The sequence below is a fragment of the Kribbella sp. NBC_00709 genome (assembly GCF_036226565.1).
In the GTDB taxonomy this organism is placed as follows: Bacteria; Actinomycetota; Actinomycetes; order Propionibacteriales; family Kribbellaceae; genus Kribbella.
The window spans coordinates 5,019,246-5,044,067 of sequence record NZ_CP108996.1; the positions used below are offsets into that span (position 1 = coordinate 5,019,246).

Here is a 24,822-nt window from a genome sequence, read left to right on the forward strand (position 1 = left end):
CTCTTCGATCAGGGGATCAGGGAGTCGTCCAGGGAAGCGGTACGCCGCCGGTCTCGGCGGACTGTTGGGCGAGCAGGGCGAGGCGCGTGGCCAGCAGGCCGCGGGACGTGGTGATGTCCGGTTCGTTGCCTGCAGCAAGCGCCTGCAGGGGCAGCTCGGCGGGGCGGTGGCCGGCCGGCAGCGGCACGTCGTGTGGTGCGAGCTCGGTCGTGGTGAGGACGAGACGGTTGCGCGCCCAGAGCAGTTCGGCGGTGCCTTCGCTGCCGACGAGCTTCATCCGGTAGTCGCCGTGCACCGGCGAGCCCGCTGGATTCATCCAGTCCACGCCGGCGGTGATGAGCGCACCGGGTCCGCTGAGCGTCGCCACGCCGTACGACGTGTCCACGATCGCGCCGCTGACGGTCCCGCTGGTGAGACCGGTGAACAGCAGCGCGGCGTCGATGTCATGGACCGCGAGGTCGTTCAACACACCGCCGTACTGCTTGCGGTCGAAGAACCAGTCCGGGCGGGTCGGGCGGTTGAGTTTGTGCGGGCCGGAGGACGTCACGCCGTGGATGGTGCCCAGCTGCCTGGAGATCTCCAGGGCTGCGAGCGTGACGGGGTAGTAGCGCTTTTCCAGCAGGACGGTCACGTGGCGGCCGGTGCGTTGCGCGGCTTCGGTGATCGCGTCGAGGTCTTCGAGGGTCGTGCACAGCGGCTTGTCGGCGATGACGTGGCAACCGGCGTTCAGAGTGTCGACGACAGCCTGACCGCGGTCGCCGTAGATCCCGGCGACCAGGACGACATCTGGCTCGACCTCACGCAGCATCTGCTGATGATCGGTGAACACCTTGGCGTCGTACGGCCCGGCCCAGCGCTCGGCGGTCTCGCGGTTCGGGTCGGCCACCGCGACCAGCTCGTAGTCGTCGACGGCGTCGACCTCCGCGGTCGCGTAGGACACGTGCGGATGGGCGGCGCCGGCGATGGCGATGCGAGTCATCTCGTGATTCCAGCATGCAACCGGTTGCACGTCAACGCGTTGGCCGCAGGCGCATGCACAACTCGCACTACGACGTCGTACGTCCGCTGGGCCCGCTGTGCGAGCGCGAGTTCTGCATGCGTGCAGATCCACTGGTCGTCGCGCGGATCACCAGGTGGGTCTCGATCGCGATGCGCTCCGCGCCCGGGTCGGGGGCGTCGAGCAGGTGGATGAGGAGCTTGGCGGCCGCCGTACCCGCGATGGCCGCACCGGCTGACACGCTGGTCAGGGCCGGCGTGGTGAGCGCCGCCAGGGTGTCGTCGCAGCCGACCAGGCTGAAGTCCGACGGCACCGAGATGCCGCGGAGCTCGAGCCCGGCCAGCACGCCCTGCGAGACCACGTCGTCGAAGGCGATCGCGGCTGTCGCCCCGGACCGCACCACCGCCGACACCGAGTCCCGCCCGGCCGCGTAGCTCGGCCGGCCGACCTCGATGATCTCCACCGTCAGCCCCGCCGCGTCGGACGTCTGCGTCAGGACCGCGCGCCGCTGCTGGTCGGACCACGAGTCGCGCGGTCCGGCGAGGTACGCGAGCCGCTGGTGGCCGAGCTTCTTCAGCAACATCACCGCTTCGGTCATCCCGCCCGACGAGTCGATCAGCACGCGGGGGATGCCGTCCAGATCCCGGTTCACCAGGACGACCGGGCGGGTGGCGGCCAGCTCGCGGATCAGCTCCTCGGACAGCCGGGGCGAGGCCAGCACGAACCCTTCGACCTGCGGCGCGAGCCGGGCGATCAGCTTGGCCTCCCGCTCCGCGGACTCGTCGGAGTCACCGAGGAACACCGCCAGGTCGGCGGTCTCGGCGGCCAGCTGCAGGCTCCGCACCAGCGGCGGGAAGAACGGGTTCGCGATATCGGGGACGACGACCGCGATGTTCCCGAACCGCCCGGTCGACAGCGCTCGCGCCGCCTGGTTGCCGACGTACCCGAGCCGGGCCGCGACCGCGCGGACGTGGTCGACGGTCTCCGGACTGAGCAGCTGCGGCCGGGTGAAGGCCCGTGAAACCGTCGACCGGGAGACCTCGGCGGCGGCGGCGACGTCGCCGATGGTGACCCCCGGCGCCCGCCGCATACGTGGCGACATGCGCCCACGATAGTGCAACCGGTTGCAGCCCCACAGTGTCCATGCATTGAGATTAAAAACAGTAAGTCTATTCAGTTAGTATCTTTTGATCACGGATCGTGATCCCCGAGAGAAGGACAAGATGACCGGGACTCGGACCGCCCCTACCCGCCTTCTCAGTCCAGCGCCATCGTCACAGCCCGTCCAGAAGCCGGCCCGCTCCACACCATCACGTCGCCGTACGGCCACGACGGCTTCCTCATCGAGCTGGATCAGGTGGGCACCTTGATCACTTCACAACTGCGAATCGGTAGTTCATTCCCTCGGACGTGAGAACCTTCAGCCGCGTCGGCGATACCCCGGGACTGTCGTAGAAGCGGACGCCCTCGCCGAGCAGGACCGGGACGATGTGCAGGACGATCTCGTCCACCAACCCTGCTTCCAGGCTCAGCCGCGGCACCGTGCCGCCCGTCACGACCAGGTCCTTCCCGCCCGCGGCCTCCAGCCCACCGGCGACCACGTCCCGGATGTCGCCGGAGACGTAGGTGAACTCGGGGATCCGGTTGGTCGCCGGATCCTTGTGCGTGTAGATCCAGATCGGCCCCGTGAACGCCCCGCCGTACGGGCGGTTCTCGCCGACCTTGTCGACGCGCTTCCCGCCGCACAGGAACGTGCCGCACGCCGCGATCACCTCGGCGCCGAGCCCGGACGGCCCGCCGTTGCCGAGGACCATCCAGTCGACGCTGTCATCGCGGTCGCCGATGAAGCCGTCGAGGGACATCGTCATGTGCCAGATCACTGTGCCGGTCATGTCCACCACCTTGCCCTCGGGCAACTCATTGGTCCAATGCCAATCCGGCCGCGAATACATAGATAGCATCGATACATGCTTGATCTCGCTCGCTTGCGGGTGCTGGCCGCGGTCGCCGCGCACGGTTCGGTCACCGCGGCGGCCGAGGCGCTGCACTACACCCAGCCCACCGTCAGCCATCACCTTGCCCGGCTGGAAGCCGCGACCGGCGCCAAACTGGTCCAGAAGGCCGGTCGCGGCATCCGGCTCACACCCGAGGGCCAGGTCCTCGCCCGCCGCGCTGCGGAGATCGTCGGCCGGGTCGACGCCGCCGACGCGGAACTCGCCGCGCTGGTCGGCCTGCAGACCGGCCGGGTCCGCGTCGGAGCGTTCAGTTCCGCGCTGAGCGTGCTCGTCCCGCCGGCCGCCGCCGAGCTTCGCCGCGAGCACCCGAACCTCGAGCTCGAGCTGACCGACGTCCACCCGCGGGTCGCCCTGCAACAGGTGCGCGACGGCGACATCGACCTCGCGATCGTGTTCCGGTACGACGACGAGCAGCCGGACGACGGCATCCGGTACACCCATCTCCGCGACGACCCCATCCACCTGCTGAGCCGCCGTACCGGCGAGACGCTCACCGACCACCGGGAGTCGGACTGGATCGCCGGCTGCGTGAACTGCCGGCGCGAGTTCGTCCAGCACTGCGCGGACGCCGGGTTCACCCCGCGCATCGTCTTCACCAGCGACGACATCATCGTCAAGCAGGCCTTCGTCGTCGCCGGTCTCGGTGTTACGACAATGCCCGGCCTGGCATTGCAATCACATCTCACCGACGGCGTCCGGACCACCGAACTGCCGATCGTCCGGCGGATCCACCTCGCGACGTACGGCGAACCGCCCGACCCGCCGGCCACGGCAGCCTTCATTGCAGCCCTGAAGCGAGTAACACTGGGGTAGGACGCTTGGTTGGACGACCGGGCGATGGGGCACTGGGATGAACATGGTGGACGTCGAGCTGCGGTATTCGCGCATCTGGCGGGCAGCCGTGGGACTGCTGGCCGCGATCGGAGTCGTCGCGTGCCTGGTGTTCGTGTCACCGGGGACGAACCTGGTCGCGTTCCTGGTCGCCGCGTTCACAGCGGGATCGGTCTGCCTGAGTATCGGGTTGGGCCGCGACCTGCCGTCCGGTGACCTGATGTACCTGGTCCCACGCTGGGCGGTGCTCGGCGGACTGTTCGTAGTCGCGGTCTGTGGGTACGCCGCCGCGGTCGGAGCGCGGACCGTGGCGCTCCTGATGCTGATCGTCGGCGTCTCGCCGCCGGTCATCAGCTGGCTGCGGTCCGGGGTGCCCGCCCGCGAGGTGCGGCGGCCGATCAAGTTGCCCAAGGCATCGGGCCGGCAGCTGAAGGCCGTCCCGGCCGAGGCTCGGCCGGCCGCGGACTGGCCGATGCCGAAGTACCTGACCGCGGTGGTGCGCAGCGTCGTCGAACTCAGCGATGACGAGCTGTGCCTGGCCTGGCGACGGAGCTTCAACCAGCTCCAGCGGGCCGCGGTCGCGGACCGCAGGCAGGCGATGGTCGACGTACGGCGGGCCTACCTCGACGAACTCGAGCGCCGCCACCCGGACTCGTTCGCCACCTGGATCGCCTCGAGTCCGCGGGCCGCCGGCAACCCGGCCCGCTTCTTCACGCACCGCGCTGACCACTGACCCCGATCACGAGGAGAGGTCCTGCCGTGAGCAGCCCGGACACCGAACGTACCCAACGGACGTTCTTCGGCCATCCGCCCGCCCTGGCCAACCTGTTCGGCGTCGAGATGTGGGAACGGTTCTCGTTCTACGGCATGCAGGGCATCCTGCTGATCTACCTGTACTACACGGCCGACCGCGGCGGCCTCGGCATCGACGAAGGTACGGCGACCAGCATCGTCGGCGCGTACGGCGGACTCGTCTACCTGTCCACGATCCTCGGGGCCTGGCTGGCGGACCGGGTGCTCGGTCCCGAACGCACCTTGTTCTATGCCGCGTCCGTGGTGATGATCGGTCATATCGCGCTGGCGTTGATCCCAGGCCTGGCCGGAGTCGCGGTCGGGCTGGTGCTGATCGCCGTCGGCAGTGGCGGCGTGAAGGCGAACGCCACCTCCCTGGTCGGGACGCTGTACAGCGAGGACGACGACCGCCGGGACGGTGGTTTCTCGCTGTTCTACCTCGGCATCAATCTCGGCGCGTTCGCCGGGCCGCTGCTGACCGGCCTGCTGCAGAAGAACGTCGGCTTCCACTACGGCTTCGGGCTGGCGGCGGCGGGGATGTTCCTCGGCCTGGTGCAGTACGGCGCCGGCCGTCGCCGCCTGAGCGACGACGCCCGCCGGGTGCCCAACCCGCTGACCCCCGACGCGATCCGCCGGGTCGTCGGCGCCGCGGTCGCGCTGGTGGTCGTCGTCGTGATCCTGATCTCCGGCATCCTGCCCGCGTCGCGGTACGCGCTCGCGGTCGCGGTGATCAGCGCGCTGGCGGCGATCGCCTACTTCGTGGTCATTCTCGGCAGTGGCCGGTTGACCGGCGTCGAACGGAGCCGGGTGCTCGCGTTCATCCCGTTGTTCATCGCGAGTGCGGCGTTCTGGTCGCTGTATCAGCAGCAGTTCACCGTCGTGACCGTGTACTCCGACCAGCGCCTGGACCGGAACATCTTCGGCTGGGAGATGCCGGTGTCGTTCGTCCAGTCGATCAACCCGGTGATGATCATCATCCTGTCCGGTGTGTTCGCGGCGTTCTGGACCAAGCTCGGTCCGCGGCAGCCGTCGACGCCGATCAAGTTCAGCGCCGGGCTGGCGGTGATGGGGATCGCGTTCCTGCTCTTCCTGCCCATGGCCGGCGGCGGTCCGAACAGTGCGCCGCTGCTCGGACTCGCCGGGATCCTGCTGGTGTTCACGATCGCCGAGTTGCTGGTCTCACCGGTCGGTCTCTCCTTGTCGACAAAACTCGCACCCGCGGCGTTCCGTACCCAGATGGTCGCCCTGTTCTTCCTCTCCGTGGCGCTCGGTACGGCGATGTCCGGCGTACTCGCGAAGCTCTACAGCGCCGACCACGAGACGGCGTACTTCGGTGTCATCGGCGGGGTCGCACTGGTACTGGGTGGCTTGCTCGCGCTGGCGGTCCGTCCGATCCGGCGGCTCATGGCCGGCGTGCACTGAACGCGGTGCGGAGATCCGCTCCGATCAGCTCGACCGCATGCCGCCCGGCCGACAGCGCGGCGGGGAAGTTGAGGAACGCGTGCATGGTGTCGGCGTACTCGACGAGTTGTGCCGGTACGCCGTCCTGCGTGAGGCGGCCGGCGTAGGCGAGGGCGTCGTCGCGTAGCTCGTCCCGTCCGGCGGCCAGGATGAGGGTCGGCGGGAGGCCGGCGAGCGAGTCGGCCTGCAGCGGTACGGCGGCTGCGGGGATATCGCTTCGCTTGGCGAAGTACCACTCGTGCCAGTCAGCGTCCGGGTGCAGGTCGAGGGTCGGGTAGCAGAGGATCTGGCGGTCTGGGAGCGGGGTGCCTTCGTCCCGGGCCAGTAGGCACGCGCCGGCCGCGAGCGCGGCTCCCGCACTTTGACCGCCGATGGCGATCCGCCCGTCGCCGTTGAGCTCGGTGGTGTGTTCGCGGATCCACTGCAGGGTCTCGTAGGTGTCGTGAAGCGCTGCTGGGCAAGGGTTTTCGGGCGCGAGACGATAGTTGAGTGAGACAACGGTGACGTTGCCGTTGGCAGCGATCCCGGAGGTCGCGTACTCGATGTCGCGCAGGTGGCCGCCGACGAAACCGCCGCCGTGCAGCCAGAGCACGATCGGCCGCGGTTGGGTCGAGTGCCGGTAGACGCGCGCTTCCAGGGTCCGTCCTTCGAGCTCGATCGTCAGGTCGTCCAACGAAACTCGCGGATCGGGTTCACCGGCGAGCGCGGGGTCCGGTAGGTCCTCACGATCGAGCAGCAACGCCTGGTACGGATCGACGTCCGGGACCGGCAGGTCGGCGAGCACCTTCAGCAGGGCGTCGGTTTCGGACCCGTACTCCGGGCTGTCGATCAGCTCGGGCCTCATGCGGCGACCGGCTGCAGATGACGGGCCGCGTGGGCGAACAGGAACCCGTCCGGCGTGGTGGACACGTACTCGGCCAGCGCCCCGATCCCGCCGTCGAACCCGGCGCAGGTCAACGGATCGCTCCACGTTTCCGCGTCGTACTGCTCGATCTCCGCAGTCAAGGCGGCGCCGACGCTGTGGAACCGGTGCAGCACGAGCTCGGACGGGATCCGCCGTCCCGCCTCGACCCCGCCCAGGTTGAGCGCTCTCCCGATGTCAGCGGTCTCCCACCGCGGATCGAGGCTCCAGTGCAGCCGGCCCGCCCGGGCATCCCGCAGTACGGCGAGGTTGATCTCGTCCCACATCAGCACGTGTGCGATCAGGTCGTGCAACGAGTCGCAGAAGTCTCCGAGCGGGCCGGCGGTCACGTCGTACGGCGCTCGCAGTTCGTCCTCGCTCTTTCCTTCGACCCGGCTCAGCAGAAGCTCTTGATCCCGTCGGATCAGGCCGGCCGCCTGCGCCGGAGTGGTAGTCGGTGTACGCATACCGACAACCAACCAGTCCGGCCGCCCGGTCCTCGGTGGATTGCGCGAAGTCCTCAATCCGTCGCGCGGTACGTCGCCATCTTCGCCCGGGCGCCGCAGGTGTTCATCGAGCACCACCGGCGTTGGCCGGCGCGGCTCGCATCGACGAAGAGCAGGGAACAGTCGTCGGAGGCGCAGGTCCGGATCCGCTCGGCCAACGGACCGGTGAGCAGCTCGACGGCGTCGCGCGCCAACGTGCTCAGCAGAGCCGGGACGTCCGTCAGAACCGGGGCCACGCGACGGTCCTGGGTCAGGCTTGGGCCGGCCAGTGGGAGGCTGCTCCACCGATTGACCGCCTCGACGTCGGCCGTCGACGTCGTACCGGTGAAGAGCCGGTAGAGGGCCTCCCGAAGCCCGATCGCCTGACTGCGCGCGCGGCCCGAGACCGGCACCTCGTCGTGGGTGAGGCCCGCCTCCCGGAACCAGCGAGCGAGATCGGCCGGCTCCGGGATGCGCTCGAACGGCGCCTGCTGCCGCTTGCCGACGGTCGCGGTGAAATCGACCGACGGACGGCCGCCGACCCAGGTGAAGCGCGTGTCCATGGCCGTAGCCTATCATCGTTGTTACCAGATAAACCGGTAACGGAGGAGCGGCTTGTGAGGATCGGGATCGTCGGCGCGGGCGGCGTGGGTGGGTACTTCGGTGCGCGGCTGGCTGCCGCAGGGCAGGACGTCGGGTTCGTCGCGCGCGGCAAGCACCTCGAGGCGCTGAGGTCCGACGGGTTGGTGGTGCAGAGCCCCGCGGGTGATCTCCGGCTGCCGGTGCAGGCGACCGATGCGCCGGCCGAGCTCGGTGTGGTCGACTACGTACTGGTCTGCGTGAAGACCTGGCAGTTGGCCGAGGCGATCACCGCGATCCGGCCGCTCGTCGGTCCGGAAACTGCAATCGTCACGGTGCAGAACGGCGTGGAGGCGCCGGATCAGGTGGCCGAGTCCTACGGGCGCGACGCCGTGCTGCCTGGTGCGGCAGAGGTGATCGCGTATGTCGACGGTCCGGGGATCATCCGGCACCTCGGCAGCGGCAAGCTGACGTTCGGCGAGTGGGACAACGGGCAGTCTTCGCGCTCCGACCGGCTTCGGGATGCGTTCGTCGCTGCCGGGCTGCAAGCAGTTGTGCCGGAGGACATCTGGACTGGTTTGTGGGCGAAGTTCCTGTCGGTCGTCCCCAGCGGCGGCCTCGGCACCGCGACCGGCGCCGGGTACGGCGTACTCCGCACGCATCCCGCCACCCGAGAGCTCCTCACCGCGGCCACGACCGAGATCCGCGACGTCGCCGTTGCCCGCGGCATCCACCTCGCCGCGGACGTCGTACCCCGGACCCTCGCCTGGATCGACGGGCTTCCGGCCGACGGCACGACCTCTCTCCAGCGCGACCTGATCGCCGGCCGCCCCTCCGAGCTGGACGCCTGGACCGGCGCCGTCGTCCGTCTGGGCAACGAGGCTGCCATCCCGACCCCGGTCAACACGTTCCTCTACAGCCTCGCCGCCGCCCGAGCAATTGCCGCTGGCAACTAACGCTCCAGCCCGAGGTCGTCGAGGACTTCGATGACCGGGCGGTTGGGTGGGGCCGCGGTGACGAGGCCGCGGATGCAGCCGGTCATCACCATCCGGAAGTACGCCTCGGAGTCGATCTGCGGCAACTCCTGGTGGGCCGCGAGGAGGAGCTCGTCGGTGGCGAGCAGGGCGTACACCTTCTCGAGCTCGCGGCGGTGCGCACCCTCGAAGTACGGGCGGTGCCGTTCCTCGGCGGCCGTGAGGTTGATCGCGAGCGACGCGACGGTGCCCGACATCAGTACGGCGCCGGCGGGGCTGTAGCCGCGCCGTCCGAGCGCTTCGATCGCCTCCCGCTGCAGCCGGAGACCGGACTCACCGCGCGGGAACAGGCTTTGCATGTACGCCGCGAGTCCGGGGTGATCGAGGACGAACGTGTGCACCTGCTGCGCGAACGACAACAGGTGCGCCTCGACCCCGTCCTCCGGATCGTCGGCGATGTGCAACTCCCGCAGTACTGCCTCGCCGACCAGCGCCTCCAGGCCGAGCTTGCCGTCGACGTGGCGGTACAGCGCGGTCGGCGAGACGCCGAGCGCGGTCGCGACGCCGTTCACCGTGAGGTTCGTCAGGCCGAGCCGCACCCCCTCGCGCTCGATGTCCGCGAGGGTGATCTGCGCCTGCCGGCCGCCGGTCTTGCGGCGGGGCGGATTCGCTGTCACAAGTCTCCTCTGCCGGGGCTGACCCCAAAGTTATGTTACTAACTTAGATCGACACCGTCACCGACGGTGAGTAGATCCGTCCCTAACCTCCCCAGGAGATCATGGTGAGCGCACCACGCCCCAGCCGGCGCACGATTCTGAAGGCCGCCGGCGGGCTGACCGTCGCGGCCGGCCTCGGCGCCGGCACGATTCTGGCCACCTCGCTGGCGGCCAACGCAGCCGGCGACGGCTTCGGCCTGCACATCACCGAGCGGAACGAAGCCGATCCGCGGATGTGGTACTACCGCTTCCAGACCGATCAGGTCGGCTGGGCCCCGGCCGTCAACGTGCTGCTGCCGAGCGACTATCACACCAGCGGCCGCACCTATCCCGTGCTGTACCTGCTGCACGGCGGCAACCAGGACTTCATCGCGTTCGACAACCTCGGAGTCCGCGACTGGACGGCGGGCAAGCCGATCATCGTGGTGATGCCGGACGGCGGCAAGGCCGGCTGGTACTCGAACCCGGTCAGCACCAACGTCGGCCCGCGCAACTGGGAGAGCTTCCACCTCAACCAGCTGGTGCCGTGGGTCGACGCGAACTTCCGCACGTACGCCGAGTTCGCCGGCCGCGCCGTCTCGGGCTTCTCGATGGGCGGCTTCGGCGCGCTCAAGTACACGGCGAAGTACTACGGCCACTTCGCCTCGGTCAGCTCGCACTCCGGGCCGGCGAGCGTACGCCGGGACGACGGTCTGGTCGTGCACTGGGCCAACGTGTCCTCCGCCGCAGTGGACCTGGCCGGCGGCACCATCTACGGCGCGCCGGCGTGGGACGAGGCCCGCGTCACCGCCGACAACCCGATGGAGAACCTCGAGCGCTACCGCGGCAAGCGCATCTTCCTGGTCGCCGGTACCAGCCCCAGCCCCGACCCCTTCGACTACGCCAACGAAACCCAGGTCCTGGCCGGCCACCGCGAGTTCCGCGCCGCCCTCGACGGCGCCAACATCCCCTACACCGCCCACGAAGACGAAGGCGGCCACATGGTCCGCCCCAACCGCATGATCGAAGACCTGGAAGGAATCCTCACCCACCTGAAGAAGGCCTGACCCTCTCCGGACCCAGCGACCTGGCCGGGTCAGTCCTCGGCCAGGCGTTGGAGGAGCTGGGTGAGGGTCCGTTGCTCGTCGGGGGTCAGGCGCGCCAGTTGGCCGGCCATGACGTCGCGGCGCTTCTCCCGAAGAGTGTTGAGGATCTGGCGGCCCTCCGGGGTGAGGTCCACCAGGGTGGCGCGGCGGTCGTGAGGGTCCGGTTGCCGTGCCAGTAGTCCGGCTGCCTCCAGGTCGTCCACGACGGAGGTGGCCGAGCGGGGGACGATTCCCAGCCGCGAGGCGAGCTCGCTGAGTCGGAGTGGCTGGTCGGCGTTGTCCAGAGTGCGCAGTACCCGGAACTGCCCGTGCGTGACGCTCTTGCCGAAGCTCTCACGCGAGGCGCGCCGCTGCCGCCGGACGATCCCGTCCAGCAGGGCTGCGATCTGTTCCGCGGCGTCATCCGGCGCATGCATGGGCAGAGCCTAGTAGCCGACGGTCCGTAGGACCGTCGCGCACGCGTGGGAACAAACTGGGATCTTGTGAGGTTGTCTCATAGTGAGTTAACCTCAGTATAACTGTTTCCTGCCGAAAGGGTCTGTATGTCACAGATTTCTGGACTTCCCGGCGGGGGAGCCGGGGGCGGGCGTGCGATGCGCTCGCTGATGAAGGACTCCTCCGTTCGTCACCACAAGCTTTCCGCCGGCACGCTCCGGCGGATTCTCGGGTTCGCCCGTCCGTACCGCGGCTACCTGGGCTTCTTCCTGGTGCTCGTCGCGTTCGACGCCGGGACCGGCGCGGTCACCCCGCTGCTGTTCCGCGCGATCATCGACAAGGGCATCGTCCCGGGCCACGCCCAGGTCGTCGTCTGGCTCGCCTTCGTCGTCGGCCTGCTGGCGGTCGTGAACAGCGCGATCACCCTCGCCGAGCGCTGGTTCTCCGCGCGGATCGGTGAAGGTCTCGTCTACGACCTCCGTACCGCCGTCTTCGACCATGTGCAGCAACTGCCCGTCGCCTTCTTCAGCCGGACGCAGACCGGCGCCCTGATCCAGCGGCTCAACGGGGATGTCCTCGGCGCCCAGCAGGCGTTCACCTCGACGCTCTCGAACGTCGTCAGCAACCTGCTCAGCGTCGCCCTCGTCCTCGTCGCCATGTTCGTGATGTCGTGGCAGATCACCCTGCTCGCCCTGGTCGTGCTCCCGCTGTTCGTCATCCCCGCCCGGCTCCTGGCCGGGAAGTTGCGCGAGGCAACAGCTGAGACCTACAAGCTGAACGCCACGATGGCGCAGACCATGACCGAGCGCTTCAACGTCGCCGGCGCGGTCCTGGCCAAGGTCTTCGGCCGTACGCAGGACTCGTCCCGCGACTTCGCCGGCAAGGCCGCCCGGGTTCGCGACATCGGGGTCACCACCGCGATGTACGGCAGCATCTTCCGGGTCTCGCTCACGCTCGTCGCGGCGCTCGCCGTCGCTCTCGTGTACGGCGTCGGCGGCGTCTTCGCGGTCGAAGGGGCCCTCGGCATCGGTACGGTCGTTGCCCTGACGGCGTACCTGACCCGCCTGTACGGCCCGCTGACCGCGCTGTCCAACATCCAGGTCGACGTGATGACCACGCTGGTCAGTTTCGAGCGGGTGCTCGAGGTCCTCGACCTCGCGCCGATGGTTGCCGACCGCAAGGATGCGCGCGAACTGCCGCCCACCGTCGAGCCGTCGATCGAGTTCGACCACGTGTCGTTCCACTACCCGTCGGCCGAGGAGGTGTCGCTCGCCTCGCTCGAGTCGGTCGCGACGCTGTCGGCCGAGACCGGTGACGAGGTGCTCAAGGACGTCACCTTCACCGTCGAGCCCGGTCAGCTGGTCGCCGTCGTCGGCCCGTCCGGCGCCGGCAAGTCGACGCTGTCCTCGCTGGTCTCCCGGATGTACGACGCCACCGGCGGAGCCGTGCTTGTCGGCGGCCACGACGTACGCGAAGTCACGCAGAGCTCGCTCCGCGCGGCGATCGGCGTCGTCACGCAGGACTCGCACATGTACCACGACACGATCCGCTCCAACCTGCTGCTGGCCCGCCCGGACGCGACCGACGAAGAGCTGCACAAGGCGCTCGAAGGAGCTCAGATCGCGGCGCTCGTCGCCAGCCTGCCCGACGGCCTCGAGACCGTGGTCGGTGACCGCGGCTACCGGTTGTCCGGTGGTGAACGCCAGCGCCTCGCGATCGCCCGGCTGCTGCTCAAGTCCCCGTCGATCGTCATCCTCGACGAGGCGACCGCCCACCTCGACTCCGAGTCGGAGGCCGCGGTCCAGGCCGCGCTCGCCAACGCGCTGGTCGGCCGTACGTCGCTCGTCATCGCGCACCGGTTGTCGACGATCCGCAACGCCGACGTCATCCTCGTCCTGGACGAGGGCCGGATCCGCGAACGCGGCACCCACGACGAGCTCCTGGCCCAGGGCGGCCTGTACGCCGACCTGTACGCCACCCAGTTCACCAAAGCGGCCTGACCGTCAGCTGGACCCCCGGTCGCGTCCAGGTGCGCGCTCGGGGGAGGATCGCCGCATGAGAGATCGGATGACTGCGGCCACCGAGCTGACGTACGACGCTCCCGCGGCGAACTGGCTGGAGGCGTTGCCGCTCGGCAACGGCCGGATCGGCGCGATGGCGTTCGGCGGGCCGGGGCGGGACCGGATCGCACTGAACGACGAGACCCTGTGGTCGGGCAGCCCCGAGACCACCCGCCGCCTGGCCACGCCGCTGGGTGAGGTCGGCGCCGCCGCGGTGGATCGGGTCCGGGCCGCGCTCGCTGAGGGCGACCTACGGGCCGCCGAGGAGCTCGCCCACGGGTTCCACAGCGGCCATTCGCAGGCATACCTGCCGCTCGGCGATTTGCTCCTCGACTTCCACGTCGACGGCGAGGTGACGAAGTACCGCCGCCGTCTCGACCTGGACACCGCCGTCGCGCGATCCGAGTACGAGGTCGCCGGCATGGAGGTCTGGCAAGAGGTCTACGTGAGCGCTCCGGCGCAGGCATTGATCCTACGTCTGGGCGCCTCGCGGCCACTCGACGTGACAGTCAGCCTCTCCTCGCAGTTGCGTGCAACCACGCAGGCGGTCGGCGACAACGGCCTCGCGCTGCTTGCCAGTTGCCCGTCGTCCGTTCCGCCGCCGCACGGCCGGGCCGGCTCGATGATCGAGTACTCCGACGGCGACGACCGCGGGATGAACGCGGCGGTCGTTCTCCGCGCCCGCACCGACGGATCGGTCACGCCCACGGACGAAGCGCTGACGATCGGCAAGTCCACCGAGCTGCTGATCGTGCTCTCGACCGCCACCGGCTACGAAGGCCCGCATACTCCGCCGACTCGCACGGGCGAGGAGTGCCGAGAGGCAGCCGACGCCGCCGTCCGGGCAGCACTCGCCGCTGCCGCGGTGCTGCGGGAGCAGCATGTCGGTGATTATCAGGAGCTCTTTCGGCGGTCGATCCTCACGCTCCCGTCGACGGCGGACCTGACCACCGACCGGCGGTTGGCGGAAGCGTCCGACGACCCCGGGCTCGCGGCGCTGATCTACAACTTCGGCCGCTACCTGATGATCTCCAGCTCCCGCCCCGGGGGCCTGCCCACCAACCTGCAAGGCATCTGGAACGAGCACCTCCAGCCGCCGTGGAGCAGCAACTACACGGTCAACATCAACACCGAGATGAACTACTGGCCGGCCGAGACCACGTCGCTGTCCGAGTGCCACGAGCCACTCCTGCGGTACGTCGGCGACCTCGCCCGCGCCGGCCGTCGTACTGCCGAGGACCTGTACGGCGCCAAGGGCTGGGCCGCGCACCACAACGCCGACGCGTGGTGCTGGACCGCTCCGGTCGACGGCAACCCGAAGTGGTCGAACTGGCCGATGGCCGGCGTCTGGATGTGCCGCCACCTGTGGGACCACTTCGCGTTCACCGGCGACCGCGAGTACCTCCGCGAGGTCTGGCCGGTACTGCGTGGCGCCGCCGAATTCTGCTTCGACTGGCTGATCGAACTCCCGGACGGCGCGCTCGGCACCGCACCGTCCACCTCACCGGAGAACGAGTACGTCGCCGCGGACGGCAAGCCCGCCTCGGTCACGACCTCCGCGACGATGGAGCTCTCGCTGATCGCCGACCTGTTCGACCGCTGCGCGCAGACGGCCTCCGAACTCGACCTCACCGACCCGTTCGTCGAGGAGCTCGTTGCCGCCCGCAAGCGGATCCCCGATCCGGCAATTGGTGGCCAAGGGCAACCACAAGAGTGGCTCGAGGACCTGCCCGAGGCCGAACCGCAGCACCGGCACACCTCCCACCTGATCGGCCTCCACCCCGGCGACCAGATCACCCCGGACGGTACGCCGGAACTCGCCGCGGCCGCCGCCCGCACGCTGGAGCTGCGCGGCAACAAGAGCACCGGCTGGTCGCTCGCCTGGCGGATCGCGCTCTGGGCGCGACTGCGGGACGGCGCGGCCGCACACCGCCTGGTCCGTGAGCTGCTCACGCCTGCCGGCGACTCGGGCACCGACTATGTCGGCGACGGTTCCGGCCTGTACCCGAACTTGTTCTGCGCGCACCCGCCGTTCCAGATCGACGGGAACTTCGGCGCCACCGCCGGGATCGCCGAGATGCTGCTGCAGAGCCATACCGGTGAGCTCGAGATCTTCCCGGCGCTCCCGGCCGCGTGGCCGGAAGGAGCGCTCACCGGGCTGCGCGCTCGCGGCGGGGTCGGGGTCGACCTGGAATGGTCCCCGTCCGCCGCGAACGCCGTACTGACGGCCGATCGGGACACGACTGTCGTGGTTCGGCATGGCGACCATCGTCTGGAGGTGTCGCTCAGCGCCGGGATCTCAGCTCATGTCCTGAACGTGCAGGACGGTGCCGGTCTCCAGGTCTCGGTCGAGGAGTGACCAGATGATGCGGGCAACGTTCTCGGGTTTCGCGAGCCGGCCGAGCGCTTCCATCTCGCGGAAGCGGGTCGACTCCGGCACTTCGACGGGACTGCACGCGCGGAGTTCGGCCTGCATGGCGGTGTCGATCGCGCCGGGTGACACGGAGATCACCCGGCAGCCGGGACTTCGGCGCCGCTGTTCCAGCCCGACCGTGCGTACCCATTGGTCGATCCCTGCCTTGCCGGCGCAGTAGCTCGCCTCGCCTTCGTGCGGCCGCATCGCCGCGCCGGACGAGATCATGATCAGGTGCTGCTCACACGCGCGGCCGGACACCGCTCGCAGGAACGAATGCCCGAGCACCTGAGCGGCAGCTGAGTTCAGCAGGACGTTGCGGGTGTACTGCGCGGTGTCGACGCGATCGGCCGAACCGAGCGGTGTCAGCGTGCCGGCGGCATGGATGAACACCACCATGTGCGGGTCGTCGTCCTCGATCCGCTGCCGGAAGTCCTGCTCCACCACCGGCCACGACGCGGGGTCGGCGAGATCGACCGCGACGTGCTGCGTACCAGGTACACCGCCGCGCCGCGAGAGATCGACCAGCTCCGCGCCCTCGAACGGCACCGTCGCGACCAGTGCGGCACCGAGTCCTGCCGAGGCCCCTGAGATCCAGATCAGGATCCGCCGCAGCGGAGTCATCTTGTTGTCCCCGAGCGCAGGCCAAAATCCCGCATCACGCAGTACCCCCTGCAGTGCTGCCCCGGTGCCAACCATCCCCTTGGCCCAGCAGCCTACGTCCCGAACCCCAAGAAATGCAGCCCTCTCGGCGATTGCCCAGAAACTGAGTGTTGGCCGAGCTCCCTAATCGAAGAGGCGCCCGTACTTCGTTGGGCGGGCCGACGAATGCGCGGCTTGGAGTAGGCCCCAGAGCAAGGCGGAGTTCGCTGTGACGACCGGGCGGCCCAGATCCTCTTCCAGGGCGGCGATTACGCCTACCGCACGGAAACCGTTGCCCCCGATGAACACGCCGTCCGCGTCCCCGGGTGTGTGCGCGACGATCCACGCGAACAGCTCGGACGGGCTGATACTGCGTTGGTTGCTGGGCAGTTCGCACGCTGCGTGCACCACGACGTCGAGGCCTTGTGCAACGAAGTACTCAGCGCCTAACTGGTCTAGCTCGTTGTCGAACCATGGTGGACTGAACAACGCGATGCGTTCGATGCCCAACGCACCGAAACCGGCCACGGCCGCTGCGCACGGTGCGACCACTGGCAGGCCGGCGCGTTCAGTCAAGCGATCGACTACCTTGCGTTCCCCGTCCGGACCGCCGACGTACGACGAACTGGTGAAGCCGATGCCGATGGCACTGATCGGCGCCGCGGCCAGCAACACTGTGGCGTCGTCGATCACGGGCGGCTCGACGAAGGCCTGTACGGGTGCCAGCGGAATCGTCGGATCCATCAACCCACCGGCCGCCATCGCGCCGAACGGAACGCGGTTCGCGTGCACGCAGACACCGTCCGGCGCCATCGCCTGTAGCTCGGACTCGGGTCCGACATCGCTGTGCGGTACCAGGACCCCGAGCCGAGTGCGCACATCCCATCCGTCTGGCTGCCACATGAGCCCGCTCCTTCCCCACAAAAGAGTGTGCGCTCGAATCGGGAGCGTCGGTAGCCTCGGCCGGTGGACAGTGATTGGGAATGGCAATGGGATGCGAGTTTGTATGCCGGGAGTGCTCGGCACTACGCGGTGGGGCGGATGGCTTACCCGGTGGCGTTGGGGGAGGCGATCCGGGACGAGTTGGGGCTGGACGGTCGCGGGCGGTTGCTGGATGTGGGGTGTGGCCCCGGCCCGCTGACGTTGCTGTTGGCACCGTACTTCGCGGCGGCGGTCGGCGTCGACGCGGACGGTGAGATGGTCGAGGTGGCGGCCGCGCGGGCCGATCAGTACAACGTCGGCAATGTGACCTGGGAGCAGATGCGGGCCGAGGAACTGCCGGGGGAGCTCGGGAAGTTCCAGGTGGTGACGTTCGCGCAGTCCTTCCACTGGATGGACCAGGAGCTGGTCGCCGACCGGGTGCGCGGGATGCTCGAACCCGAAGGTGCGTGGGTACACGTGGGCGCGACGACGCATCGCGGGATCGACGGAGCCGAGGACCTACCGCATCCGCGGCCGCCCTGGGACGCGATCGACGAGCTGGTGACGCGGTATCTCGGTCCGGTACGGCGTGCCGGGCGGAGCGTGCTGCCGACCGGGACGCGGCCGGGCGAGGAAGTGGTCATGCGTGCTGCCGGGTATCGCGGGCCGACGCGGGTAGTCGTCGGCGGCAACGAAGTCGAGGAGCGTACCGTGGACGATCTGGTCGCGTCGGTGTTCTCGCTGTCGAGCTCGACACCGCATCTGCTCGGAGCGGAGCTGCCGGCCTTCGAGACCGACCTGCGCGCGCTGCTGACGAAGGCAGCGGACCACGGCCTGTTCTCCGAGCAGCGCCGGGAGATCGAAGCCGTCATCTGGCGGTAGCGCACGCTGGGCGGCCGCGGCGAGTTCCGCGGCCGCTCGGGCGTGCGTCAAGAAGCGGTGTGGCAGATCAGGACTGGTTGTCCGGGATGTCGTCGTTCTCGCCGTCCAGGTTGTCCAGCTGGTCCTTGGCCATGTCGGTGCCCTGGTCGATCTTGTCGCCGTACTTGCCGCCGGTCTTCTCGTCGACGAAGTCGCCGGCCTTGTCGAGGCCTTCGCCGACCTGGTCGCCGTGCTCGTTGACGAGATCGGCGGCCTTGTCCTTCATGTTGTCGAAGATGCCCATCGTGTTTCCCCGTTCCGTCGATGGTTGCCTGGTACTACCACCGCTCGTATTACCCGATCGCCGGGATCCCACACAAGGGCTGGTCAGCCGGCAAACGGATTCCGGTCCGCTTGCAGGGCCGGCAGTACGGTGCTCGCGAACACGCCGTACAGGTGCCGCTGGAACATCGGCCCGAAGCTGATCCGGGCTACGCCTCGCGCTGTGTAGCCGGCGACGGAGTGCGCGCCCTGCCCGTAGGCGACGTTCACCGGGCCCCTGATCTCCTTCACCAGCGTGCCGATCAGGTCGAGGTCGCCGACGCCGATCGGGTACACGCAGTCGGCGCCGGCCGCGAGGTAGCGCGCCGCGCGGTCGAGCGCTGTCGTCAACTGTTCCTCCGCCGAACCGGCCTTGCGCAGGAACGCGTCGATCCGGGCGTTGACGACCAAGGCGTCTCCGGCCGCGGCCCGAACCGCGGCCAGGAAATCCGCCTGCTCGGCCGGGTCGATCATCTCGCCGGTGGCCGGGTCGGAGTCCTCGAGGTTCAGGCCGACGGCACCGGTGGCGAGGAAACGTTCGGCCAGTTCGGCCGGGGCCAGCCGGTACCCGCGTTCGAAGTCGACCGTGACCGGCACGGACACCGAGGCCGCGATCCGGGTCGCGGCGGTGAGTACATCGTCGACCGGGACGTGCTCGCCGTCGTCGTACCCGAGGATTGCGGCGGTCGCGTTGCTGCTGGTGGCGACCGCGCCGAATCCGGCCGCCTCGACGACGCGGGCCGAGGCCGCGTCCCAGGCGTTCGGTACGACGAGCGGCGTACCGGGCACGTGCAGTTCCCGCAAAGTAGTTGCTAAGGACATCGAAATCAGCTCCCGTGGATCAGGGGCAGCCCGAAGGCTGGGAACAAGGCAGGTTGGTGGAAAGCGAGCACGGCCGAGATGCCCGCGGTCGTCAGGGTCAGCACCTTGATCGAGTGCGCGTGGTACCGGTCGTCCGTACCCCGGATATAGAGCGCGTACGCCGGTTGACCGTTCGCTGAGGTCTCGACGAGGACCCGTCGATCCGGACCGGGCCGCAGTTTGGAGTCGAGCAGCCGCAGTACGTCGCGACGCCCGCTGAACCAGGTGGGAATCGGCGGCATCTCCCACCGCGCGTCCTCGGTGAACAGCCCTTCCAGCGCGACCAGATCCTTGCTCTCCATGGCTTTCTGGAACTGGTCGAGCAGGGCGCGCCGTGGCGACTCCTCCGGTTCGCGCAACTCGTCCTCGCGCGGTCGCAGCCGGGCGAGCTCGGCCCGCGCCCGCTGCAGCGAGCTGTTCACGGCGGCCGTCGTGGTGTCGAGCAAGGACGCAACGTCGGCCGCCGGCCAGGTGAGGACCTCCCGCAGGATGAGTACGGCGCGTTGCCGCGGCGGAAGATGTTGCATCGCGGCAACCATCGCCAGCCGCAGGCTTTCCCGGTCGCCGACGACCGTGGCCGGGTCGGCCCCGAGCAACTGATCCGGGAACGGCTCCAGCCACGGCACCTCGAGGGCCTGGGCGTGCAGCTCGTCCGGATCGTTGCCAGGGGCACCCAAAGCCGACGGGACCACCCGGCGGCTGCTGTGCTGCAGGAGGTTCAGGCACACGTTCGTGGCGATCCGGTACAACCAGGTGCGGACCGTCGAACGGTGCTCGAAGTTCGCATGCCCCCGCCAGGCGCGCAGGTATGTCTCCTGGACCGCGTCCTCGGCATCATGCAACGAGCCGAGCATCCGGTAGCAGTGCGCCACCAGCCCGCCCCGATGCTGTGCGAACTCCTCCTCGAGGTCCATCAGACTCCTTCCACCACCAACTCGTCGACCGAGTCCCCGGTGCCGGTCCGACGCCGTGCGGCGATCGCGAAGCCCGAGAGGGCCCCGAGCAACGACAGTACGCCGCAACCGGCGAGCGCCCGCGCGAATCCGTCACCGGTGTAGCCGCCGGCCGCGGTGAACACCGACCCGAGGACGGCGACCCCGGCCGCGCCGCCGAGCTGACGGTTCATGCTGTAGATACCGGACGCGATCCCGACTGCTTCGCGGGGTAGGGCTGCCATCGCCGCGCTCTGTGCCGCGGGCATTGCGAGCGAGATCCCGCACCCGCAGATCACGAGCGGCGGGATCAGTTCGTAGTAGTGATCCGCGCCTCGGCTCATCCAGAACATGCCGGCCGTCTGCAGCGCCATACCGATGACGACCAGCGGGCGCTCGCCGATGCGATCGACCAACTGGCCCGCGATCGGCCCGACCACGAACAGCGTCGCGGTCCACGGCAGCAGTTGCAGCCCGGCCTTGAACGGCGCCGAACCGAGGACGGCCTGCATGTACTGCGAGAGGAAGAAGACCGCGCTGAACAGAGCCGCGCTGAGGAAGAAGCCGGCCGAGTTCGAGGCCGTGAATGTCCGGTTCCGGAAGAACTCCAACGGCACCATCGCGTGATCCGAACGCCGTTCCCACAAGCCGAAGGCCACCAGCATCACCACGCCGACGGCGAAGGCCGTGAGTACTTCGGCGCTCGCCCAGCCCGCCGACTCGCCACGCACAGTGCCCCAGACCAGACCCAGTACGGCGAGACTGATCAGCACCGCGCCGACCAGATCCAGCCGCCGGGCCGGACCGGTGCTCTCCGGGATCTTCGCCAGTACCAACGCGATCGCGACCACGCCGATCGGCACGTTGATCCAGAAGATCCACTGCCAGGACAGCCCTTCGGTCACCGCGCCACCGATCAGCGGACCACCGAGTACGGCGATACCGGTCACGCCGCTGAACACGCCGATGGCCTGACCGCGTCGCTCCGGCGGGAACGCCGCCCCGAGCAGACCCATCGCCAACGGCATCACCATTGCCGCACCGATGCCCTGCACGGCCCGGGCCGCGATCAGGAACGGCAAGGAGGTGGCCAGTGCGCACGCCACCGACGCGGCGGTGAACAGTGCCAGTCCGGCCGCATAGGTACGGCGCCGGCCCAGGCGGTCGCCGATCGCGGCGGCCGTCATCAGAAGCATCGCGAAACTCAGCGCATAGGCGTTGACCGTCCACTCCAGCTCCTCGGCGGAGGCGCCGAGGTCGCTACGGATCGTGGTCAGGGCCGCAGCCACCACGAGAACGTCCAACGCGACCATGACCGACCCCAAGGAGGTCAGCCCTAGAACCCATCGTTGTTGACCTGTCATTCGTGCAGAAGATTGCGTCACACCTGTACAGACCAGCGGCGAGGGGCGAACTCATCGCTGCGATGAGTACGAGTTTTCAGCGCTCGGGCCGGGCCTCGACCTGGATCAGGGTCTGCTGACCGACGGCGACCAGGGTCCGGCGGCGGCGTACCCACCGGCGCTGTCCGCGATCGAGCTGGTCGCGCCCGCATGGAAGTATCCGTGCTGCTGCGTGACCTCAGGCCGGCTCGGCAGCTCGATATGCACCTCACCCGCCCCGACATACGAGATCCGGGCCCCGAGATGCTCCATCAACCCTTGCCAACCAAAACTCTCCTGCATCCGAGCCCGCACGTCGGCAGCCGCCTCCACCATCCCCGGAGCGTACTAGCCGACCGGGGACAAGCCGGCGGCCCTCGCGCTTCGTGTTCTCAGGTCAGGGGGACGAGTGCTGCGGCGGGGAGGGTGGGGGTGGGGGAGCCGCCGGTGGGTTCGATGGTTAGGCCGAAGGTGGCCATTCCGGTGGTGTTGCCGTTGATGACCTGGGTGATGTCGGTGGTGGTCAGGCCGAGCGAGATGGCCTTGTTCGACGGGTCCATCATCCAGAGTTGCCAGGTGTGGTTTGCGGGCAGCTTCGGCAGGTCTCGCAGTACGACGACCGACTTGTCGGCCTTCGTGGACAGGACGACCGTGGCCTGGCCGCCGCCTTCGACGGTGCCGTGGACGGTGCGTGCGTCGGGCTGGGCCAGTACGGCGGCCATCTGCTGGTTGGCGTGCTCCGCAGCCGTCCGGTCCCGGTACTGGTCGACCGCGACACCGCCGGCGGCCGCCACGGCAAGAGCAGCCGCAGCCAGGGTGAGCACCGACCGTCGCGTGAAGCGCCGCACCTTCGAACCAGGCTCGACGACGACGGGGACCTGCGGGGGCAGCTGCCGTACGTCGTTGATGGCTGCCATCACGTTCGCCTTCAGCCCGGGTGGCGGTGCCGTCGAGACCTGCGTCGCGAGCTTGACCGCGGCCGAACGGAGCTCGGCGACCTCCGTGCTGCAGAACGTGCAGTCGGCGAGGTGTGCCTCGAAGCGGGCTCGTTCGTCTTCCGGCAGGGCGTCGAGGACGTACGGGCCGGTGAGAGTGTGCACGTCGGGTTCCGTCATGGCTAGTGCCCCTTCGTGGTTCCGAGGCAGTCGCGGAGCCGGATCAGGCCGTCGCGCATTCTCGCCTTGATGGTCGGAAGCTTGGCGCCGAGCTGCTGAGCGACCTCGGGGTAGGTGTACCCGTTGTAGTAGGCGAGCTCGATGGACTCTCGTTGCAGCTCGGTCAGCGTGCCGAGGCACCGCCGTACCTGCTCGGCTTCGAGGCGGGTACTGACGGTGTCGGCGACCTGGTCGAAGTCGACTTCGGCGGACCGGGCCCCGGCGAGGTCGGTCCGGTCCGCCGCTGCCTGCTCGGAGCGGACCCGATCGACCGCCCGGCGGTGCGCGATGGTGAGGATCCACGAGTGCGCCGAGCCGCGATCGGCGTCGTACCGCGTGGCCGTCCGCCAGACGTCGATCATCACTTCCTGCGTCACTTCCTCCGACTGGGCGGGGTTGCGCAGGATCCGGCGGACCAGGCCGAACACCCAGGGAGCGACCCGGTCGTAGAGGGTGCTGAACGCGGCGGTGTCACCGGTGGCGGTCAGCGCCAGCAGATCGCCGTCGGTCACCCCGCCGGATCGCGGGTGCGATCCGGCGGGCCAGGGAAGCGAGGTGGGTTCGGTCACGGTCAGCTTGCCGGGGGCATCAGCACGGAGTCGATGAGGTACACCGTAGCGTTCGCGGTCTTCACTCCGCCGCAGATGACGTTCGCGCCGTTGACCTTCAGGCTGTCGCCCGAGCCGGTGACCGTGACGTCCTGCTTCTCCACGGTCGGGTGCATGCCGACGACCGCGGTCGGGTCGAGCTGCCCCGAGACCACGTGGTACGTGAGGATCTTGGTGAGCAGCGCGTCGTTGGTCTTGAGCGTGTTCACGGTGGCGGCCGGGATCTTCGCGAAGGCGGTGTCGACCGGGGCGAAGACGGTGAACTCGCCGCCGTTGAGCGTGGAGACCAGGTCGACCTTCGGGTTGAGCTTGCCGGACACGGCCGCGACCAGGGTCTTCAGCAGCGGGTTGCCCGAGGCCGCGGTGGCCAGCGGGGCCGCGGCCATGCCGTCGATCGAGCCGGCGCCGTCCGGGTTGGCCTTCGCGTAGCCGGCGCACCCCGGGCCCACGAGGCCACTGGCAGCGTTGTCCATCGACGCGGACGCCGAGGGCGTGCTGCTGGTGGCCGTCGAGGACGAGCCGGAGCTGGACGAGCTGTTGCTGTCGTCGGAACCACCGCAGGCGGATGCGGTCAAGGCAAGGGTCAGCGCGGTGAGAGCAAGACCGGCGCGGGTGAGGTGCTGGGACATGACGTCATCTCTTTCCTGAGGAGGTTGCTGACATCGGGTACTTCGGAGCCGCGCACCGGCCGGATGGGTTCGAGATTTGTGAAAGTGAACTGGGGTGCACCCGCAGGCGGCGTACAGTCGCGAGCCGTTCTGGACTGTCACTGGAGAGGGTGGAGAGAGTGCTTCGAAAGCTGATCACCGCAGCCGTGGCGGCGAGCACCGTCGGCGGGTTCGCGCTGCTGGGGCCGGCTGCTCCGGCGGGAGCGGCACCACAGGCAGGGGTCGGGCAGGATGCTGCCGCGAGCCGGGTGCCGACGTTCGACGGGCTGACCGAGTTGATGATCCAGCGGATCGTGATCGGTGACGACGTGGCGGCGTCGAAGTACTTCAGCGGGAAGCCGGTCGACGACCCGGTCCGCGAGCAGCAGATCCTGGACTCGGTCCGGCAGTCGGCCGTTCAGCTGGGGATCGACCCGGACTCCACCGCGGAGTTCTTCCAGGCGCAGATCGACGCGAGCAAGGTGGTCCAGCGCGGCCTGCTGGCGTACTGGGCCGCTCACCCGGACAAGGCCCCCACCAGCGGTCCCGACCTGAACGTCATCCGCGAGAAGCTCGACGCGCTGACCACCCAACTGCTGGCCGAGCTGGTCCGCGTCGACGACCTCCGTCAGACGGGTCTGCGGTGCAACATCTCGCTCGTCGTCGCCACCGCGACGGCCGAGATCCGCCACCACCTGGACCCGCTCCACCGCCAGGCCGTCCGCACGGCCGCGACCACGATCTGCTGA

At 69.0% G+C, this 24,822-nt stretch carries 27 protein-coding genes; 9 read left to right on the plus strand and 18 right to left on the minus strand.

Features of this window, described 5'->3' with window-relative positions; translation table 11 throughout:
* Positions 1 to 16: 16 nt before the first annotated feature.
* From OHA18_RS24740 to OHA18_RS24750, 3 genes are all read right to left on the minus strand, one after another.
* Positions 17 to 979, minus strand: a complete 963-nt coding sequence (locus OHA18_RS24740; RefSeq protein WP_328997663.1) for a Gfo/Idh/MocA family protein — start codon at positions 977 to 979, stop codon at positions 17 to 19.
* Between the two features lie 67 nt (positions 980 to 1,046).
* The gene (locus tag OHA18_RS24745; protein WP_328997664.1) at positions 1,047 to 2,099 is read right to left on the minus strand and encodes a LacI family DNA-binding transcriptional regulator; all 1,053 of its coding nucleotides are present in this window, start codon (positions 2,097 to 2,099) and stop codon (positions 1,047 to 1,049) included.
* 268 nt (positions 2,100 to 2,367) lie between these two features.
* Positions 2,368 to 2,889 (minus strand): dihydrofolate reductase family protein, encoded by a 522-nt coding sequence (locus OHA18_RS24750; protein WP_328997665.1) that lies wholly within the window; start codon positions 2,887 to 2,889, stop codon positions 2,368 to 2,370.
* Between the two features lie 75 nt (positions 2,890 to 2,964).
* Between OHA18_RS24750 and OHA18_RS24755 the strand changes: the two genes are divergently transcribed.
* From OHA18_RS24755 to OHA18_RS24765, 3 genes are read left to right on the plus strand one after another with little or no spacing between them, the layout of a single operon-like run.
* A complete protein-coding gene (locus tag OHA18_RS24755) occupies positions 2,965 to 3,825 on the plus strand; it encodes a LysR family transcriptional regulator (RefSeq protein WP_328997666.1) in 861 nt (286 codons plus the stop codon).
* Between the two features lie 37 nt (positions 3,826 to 3,862).
* Positions 3,863 to 4,576 carry a hypothetical protein gene (locus OHA18_RS24760; protein WP_328997667.1) on the plus strand — a complete coding sequence of 238 codons (714 nt, stop codon included), beginning with the start codon at positions 3,863 to 3,865 and terminating at the stop codon, positions 4,574 to 4,576.
* A 26-nt stretch (positions 4,577 to 4,602) separates the two neighbouring features.
* Entirely contained in the window at positions 4,603 to 6,057 is a 1,455-nt protein-coding gene (locus OHA18_RS24765) for a peptide MFS transporter (protein ID WP_328997668.1), read from the plus strand.
* Here the strand turns inward: OHA18_RS24765 and OHA18_RS24770 are convergent.
* From OHA18_RS24770 to OHA18_RS24780, 3 genes are read right to left on the minus strand one after another with little or no spacing between them, the layout of a single operon-like run.
* Complete coding sequence (locus OHA18_RS24770; RefSeq protein WP_328997669.1) at positions 6,038 to 6,940, minus strand: alpha/beta hydrolase; 903 nt, start codon at positions 6,938 to 6,940, stop codon at positions 6,038 to 6,040. The genes OHA18_RS24765 and OHA18_RS24770 overlap by 20 nt on opposite strands.
* Positions 6,937 to 7,464 carry a hypothetical protein gene (locus OHA18_RS24775; RefSeq protein WP_328997670.1) on the minus strand — a complete coding sequence of 176 codons (528 nt, stop codon included), beginning with the start codon at positions 7,462 to 7,464 and terminating at the stop codon, positions 6,937 to 6,939. The genes OHA18_RS24770 and OHA18_RS24775 overlap by 4 nt, the downstream gene beginning before the upstream one ends.
* A gap of 53 nt (positions 7,465 to 7,517) precedes the next feature.
* Positions 7,518 to 8,045, minus strand: coding sequence for a CGNR zinc finger domain-containing protein (locus tag OHA18_RS24780; RefSeq protein WP_328997671.1), 528 nt, complete (start codon positions 8,043 to 8,045; stop codon positions 7,518 to 7,520).
* A 54-nt stretch (positions 8,046 to 8,099) separates the two neighbouring features.
* Between OHA18_RS24780 and OHA18_RS24785 the strand changes: the two genes are divergently transcribed.
* A complete protein-coding gene (locus OHA18_RS24785) occupies positions 8,100 to 9,017 on the plus strand; it encodes a 2-dehydropantoate 2-reductase (RefSeq protein ID WP_328997672.1) in 918 nt (305 codons plus the stop codon).
* Here OHA18_RS24785 and OHA18_RS24790 read toward each other — a convergent pair.
* Positions 9,014 to 9,712 (minus strand): TetR/AcrR family transcriptional regulator, encoded by a 699-nt coding sequence (locus tag OHA18_RS24790; protein WP_328997673.1) that lies wholly within the window; start codon positions 9,710 to 9,712, stop codon positions 9,014 to 9,016. The genes OHA18_RS24785 and OHA18_RS24790 overlap by 4 nt on opposite strands.
* A gap of 101 nt (positions 9,713 to 9,813) precedes the next feature.
* Between OHA18_RS24790 and OHA18_RS24795 the strand changes: the two genes are divergently transcribed.
* Complete coding sequence (locus tag OHA18_RS24795) at positions 9,814 to 10,797, plus strand: alpha/beta hydrolase (protein WP_328997674.1); 984 nt, start codon at positions 9,814 to 9,816, stop codon at positions 10,795 to 10,797.
* A gap of 29 nt (positions 10,798 to 10,826) precedes the next feature.
* Here OHA18_RS24795 and OHA18_RS24800 read toward each other — a convergent pair whose 3' ends face one another.
* Positions 10,827 to 11,252 carry a MarR family winged helix-turn-helix transcriptional regulator gene (locus OHA18_RS24800; protein ID WP_328997675.1) on the minus strand — a complete coding sequence of 142 codons (426 nt, stop codon included), beginning with the start codon at positions 11,250 to 11,252 and terminating at the stop codon, positions 10,827 to 10,829.
* Positions 11,253 to 11,441: 189 nt separating this feature from the next.
* On the opposite strand from OHA18_RS24800, the gene OHA18_RS24805 reads away from it, so the two are divergent.
* Both OHA18_RS24805 and OHA18_RS24810 read left to right on the plus strand, forming a co-directional pair.
* The gene (locus OHA18_RS24805) at positions 11,442 to 13,271 is read left to right on the plus strand and encodes an ABC transporter ATP-binding protein (protein ID WP_328997676.1); all 1,830 of its coding nucleotides are present in this window, start codon (positions 11,442 to 11,444) and stop codon (positions 13,269 to 13,271) included.
* 55 nt (positions 13,272 to 13,326) lie between these two features.
* Positions 13,327 to 15,690, plus strand: coding sequence for a glycoside hydrolase family 95 protein (locus OHA18_RS24810; protein ID WP_328997677.1), 2,364 nt, complete (start codon positions 13,327 to 13,329; stop codon positions 15,688 to 15,690).
* Here the strand turns inward: OHA18_RS24810 and OHA18_RS24815 are convergent.
* Together OHA18_RS24815 and OHA18_RS24820 are read right to left on the minus strand one after the other, a co-directional pair.
* Entirely contained in the window at positions 15,631 to 16,368 is a 738-nt protein-coding gene (locus OHA18_RS24815; protein WP_328997678.1) for an SDR family NAD(P)-dependent oxidoreductase, read from the minus strand. The genes OHA18_RS24810 and OHA18_RS24815 overlap by 60 nt on opposite strands.
* 162 nt (positions 16,369 to 16,530) lie before the next feature.
* A complete protein-coding gene (locus OHA18_RS24820; protein WP_328997679.1) occupies positions 16,531 to 17,289 on the minus strand; it encodes a maleate cis-trans isomerase family protein in 759 nt (252 codons plus the stop codon).
* A gap of 138 nt (positions 17,290 to 17,427) precedes the next feature.
* On the opposite strand from OHA18_RS24820, the gene OHA18_RS24825 reads away from it, so the two are divergent.
* A complete protein-coding gene (locus OHA18_RS24825; protein ID WP_328997680.1) occupies positions 17,428 to 18,189 on the plus strand; it encodes a class I SAM-dependent methyltransferase in 762 nt (253 codons plus the stop codon).
* 67 nt (positions 18,190 to 18,256) lie between these two features.
* On the opposite strand, the gene OHA18_RS24830 is transcribed toward OHA18_RS24825, so the two are convergent.
* From OHA18_RS24830 to OHA18_RS24865, 8 genes are all read right to left on the minus strand, one after another.
* Positions 18,257 to 18,472 (minus strand): antitoxin, encoded by a 216-nt coding sequence (locus OHA18_RS24830; RefSeq protein ID WP_328997681.1) that lies wholly within the window; start codon positions 18,470 to 18,472, stop codon positions 18,257 to 18,259.
* A gap of 83 nt (positions 18,473 to 18,555) precedes the next feature.
* Positions 18,556 to 19,311, minus strand: coding sequence for an isocitrate lyase/PEP mutase family protein (locus OHA18_RS24835; RefSeq protein WP_328997682.1), 756 nt, complete (start codon positions 19,309 to 19,311; stop codon positions 18,556 to 18,558).
* Between the two features lie 5 nt (positions 19,312 to 19,316).
* Entirely contained in the window at positions 19,317 to 20,264 is a 948-nt protein-coding gene (locus OHA18_RS24840; RefSeq protein WP_328997683.1) for a sigma-70 family RNA polymerase sigma factor, read from the minus strand.
* The gene (locus OHA18_RS24845) at positions 20,264 to 21,595 is read right to left on the minus strand and encodes a DHA2 family efflux MFS transporter permease subunit (protein ID WP_328997684.1); all 1,332 of its coding nucleotides are present in this window, start codon (positions 21,593 to 21,595) and stop codon (positions 20,264 to 20,266) included. Before OHA18_RS24845 ends, OHA18_RS24840 begins: the two co-directional genes overlap by 1 nt.
* A 156-nt stretch (positions 21,596 to 21,751) precedes the next feature.
* Positions 21,752 to 22,000 carry a PaaI family thioesterase gene (locus OHA18_RS24850; protein WP_328997685.1) on the minus strand — a complete coding sequence of 83 codons (249 nt, stop codon included), beginning with the start codon at positions 21,998 to 22,000 and terminating at the stop codon, positions 21,752 to 21,754.
* Positions 22,001 to 22,056: 56 nt separating this feature from the next.
* Complete coding sequence (locus OHA18_RS24855; protein WP_328997686.1) at positions 22,057 to 22,779, minus strand: anti-sigma factor; 723 nt, start codon at positions 22,777 to 22,779, stop codon at positions 22,057 to 22,059.
* Between the two features lie 2 nt (positions 22,780 to 22,781).
* Positions 22,782 to 23,387, minus strand: a complete 606-nt coding sequence (gene sigK, locus OHA18_RS24860) for an ECF RNA polymerase sigma factor SigK (protein WP_328997687.1) — start codon at positions 23,385 to 23,387, stop codon at positions 22,782 to 22,784.
* A 2-nt stretch (positions 23,388 to 23,389) separates the two neighbouring features.
* Positions 23,390 to 24,055: a fasciclin domain-containing protein gene (locus OHA18_RS24865; protein WP_328997688.1), complete on the minus strand. Its 666-nt coding sequence runs from the start codon at positions 24,053 to 24,055 to the stop codon at positions 23,390 to 23,392.
* Positions 24,056 to 24,213: 158 nt separating this feature from the next.
* Here OHA18_RS24865 and aroQ point away from each other — a divergent pair, with 158 nt between their 5' ends.
* On the plus strand, positions 24,214 to 24,822 hold the full coding sequence (gene aroQ, locus OHA18_RS24870; protein ID WP_328997689.1) for a gamma subclass chorismate mutase AroQ: 609 nt from the start codon (positions 24,214 to 24,216) through the stop codon (positions 24,820 to 24,822).

What these genes read in the sequence shown, in the direction of transcription:
- OHA18_RS24760 (WP_328997667.1), top strand. Translation starts at nt 3,863, where the DNA reads ATGAACATGGTGGACGTCGAGCTGCGGTATTCGCGCATCTGGCGGGCA.
- OHA18_RS24840 (WP_328997683.1), bottom strand. Translation starts at nt 20,264, where the DNA reads ATGGACCTCGAGGAGGAGTTCGCACAGCATCGGGGCGGGCTGGTGGCG.
- OHA18_RS24805 (WP_328997676.1), top strand. Translation starts at nt 11,442, where the DNA reads ATGAAGGACTCCTCCGTTCGTCACCACAAGCTTTCCGCCGGCACGCTC.
- OHA18_RS24815 (WP_328997678.1), bottom strand. Translation starts at nt 16,368, where the DNA reads ATGACTCCGCTGCGGCGGATCCTGATCTGGATCTCAGGGGCCTCGGCA.
- OHA18_RS24775 (WP_328997670.1), bottom strand. Translation starts at nt 7,464, where the DNA reads ATGCGTACACCGACTACCACTCCGGCGCAGGCGGCCGGCCTGATCCGA.
- OHA18_RS24830 (WP_328997681.1), bottom strand. Translation starts at nt 18,472, where the DNA reads ATGGGCATCTTCGACAACATGAAGGACAAGGCCGCCGATCTCGTCAAC.
- OHA18_RS24800 (WP_328997675.1), bottom strand. Translation starts at nt 11,252, where the DNA reads ATGCATGCGCCGGATGACGCCGCGGAACAGATCGCAGCCCTGCTGGAC.
- OHA18_RS24810 (WP_328997677.1), top strand. Translation starts at nt 13,327, where the DNA reads ATGAGAGATCGGATGACTGCGGCCACCGAGCTGACGTACGACGCTCCC.
- OHA18_RS24825 (WP_328997680.1), top strand. Translation starts at nt 17,428, where the DNA reads ATGGCTTACCCGGTGGCGTTGGGGGAGGCGATCCGGGACGAGTTGGGG.
- OHA18_RS24865 (WP_328997688.1), bottom strand. Translation starts at nt 24,055, where the DNA reads ATGTCCCAGCACCTCACCCGCGCCGGTCTTGCTCTCACCGCGCTGACC.
- OHA18_RS24740 (WP_328997663.1), bottom strand. Translation starts at nt 979, where the DNA reads ATGACTCGCATCGCCATCGCCGGCGCCGCCCATCCGCACGTGTCCTAC.
- OHA18_RS24845 (WP_328997684.1), bottom strand. Translation starts at nt 21,595, where the DNA reads ATGGTCGCGTTGGACGTTCTCGTGGTGGCTGCGGCCCTGACCACGATC.
- OHA18_RS24770 (WP_328997669.1), bottom strand. Translation starts at nt 6,940, where the DNA reads ATGAGGCCCGAGCTGATCGACAGCCCGGAGTACGGGTCCGAAACCGAC.
- OHA18_RS24780 (WP_328997671.1), bottom strand. Translation starts at nt 8,045, where the DNA reads ATGGACACGCGCTTCACCTGGGTCGGCGGCCGTCCGTCGGTCGATTTC.
- OHA18_RS24745 (WP_328997664.1), bottom strand. Translation starts at nt 2,099, where the DNA reads ATGTCGCCACGTATGCGGCGGGCGCCGGGGGTCACCATCGGCGACGTC.
- OHA18_RS24855 (WP_328997686.1), bottom strand. Translation starts at nt 22,779, where the DNA reads ATGACGGAACCCGACGTGCACACTCTCACCGGCCCGTACGTCCTCGAC.
- OHA18_RS24820 (WP_328997679.1), bottom strand. Translation starts at nt 17,289, where the DNA reads ATGTGGCAGCCAGACGGATGGGATGTGCGCACTCGGCTCGGGGTCCTG.
- OHA18_RS24835 (WP_328997682.1), bottom strand. Translation starts at nt 19,311, where the DNA reads ATGTCCTTAGCAACTACTTTGCGGGAACTGCACGTGCCCGGTACGCCG.
- OHA18_RS24795 (WP_328997674.1), top strand. Translation starts at nt 9,814, where the DNA reads ATGGTGAGCGCACCACGCCCCAGCCGGCGCACGATTCTGAAGGCCGCC.
- OHA18_RS24750 (WP_328997665.1), bottom strand. Translation starts at nt 2,889, where the DNA reads ATGACCGGCACAGTGATCTGGCACATGACGATGTCCCTCGACGGCTTC.
- OHA18_RS24850 (WP_328997685.1), bottom strand. Translation starts at nt 22,000, where the DNA reads ATGGTGGAGGCGGCTGCCGACGTGCGGGCTCGGATGCAGGAGAGTTTT.
- OHA18_RS24755 (WP_328997666.1), top strand. Translation starts at nt 2,965, where the DNA reads ATGCTTGATCTCGCTCGCTTGCGGGTGCTGGCCGCGGTCGCCGCGCAC.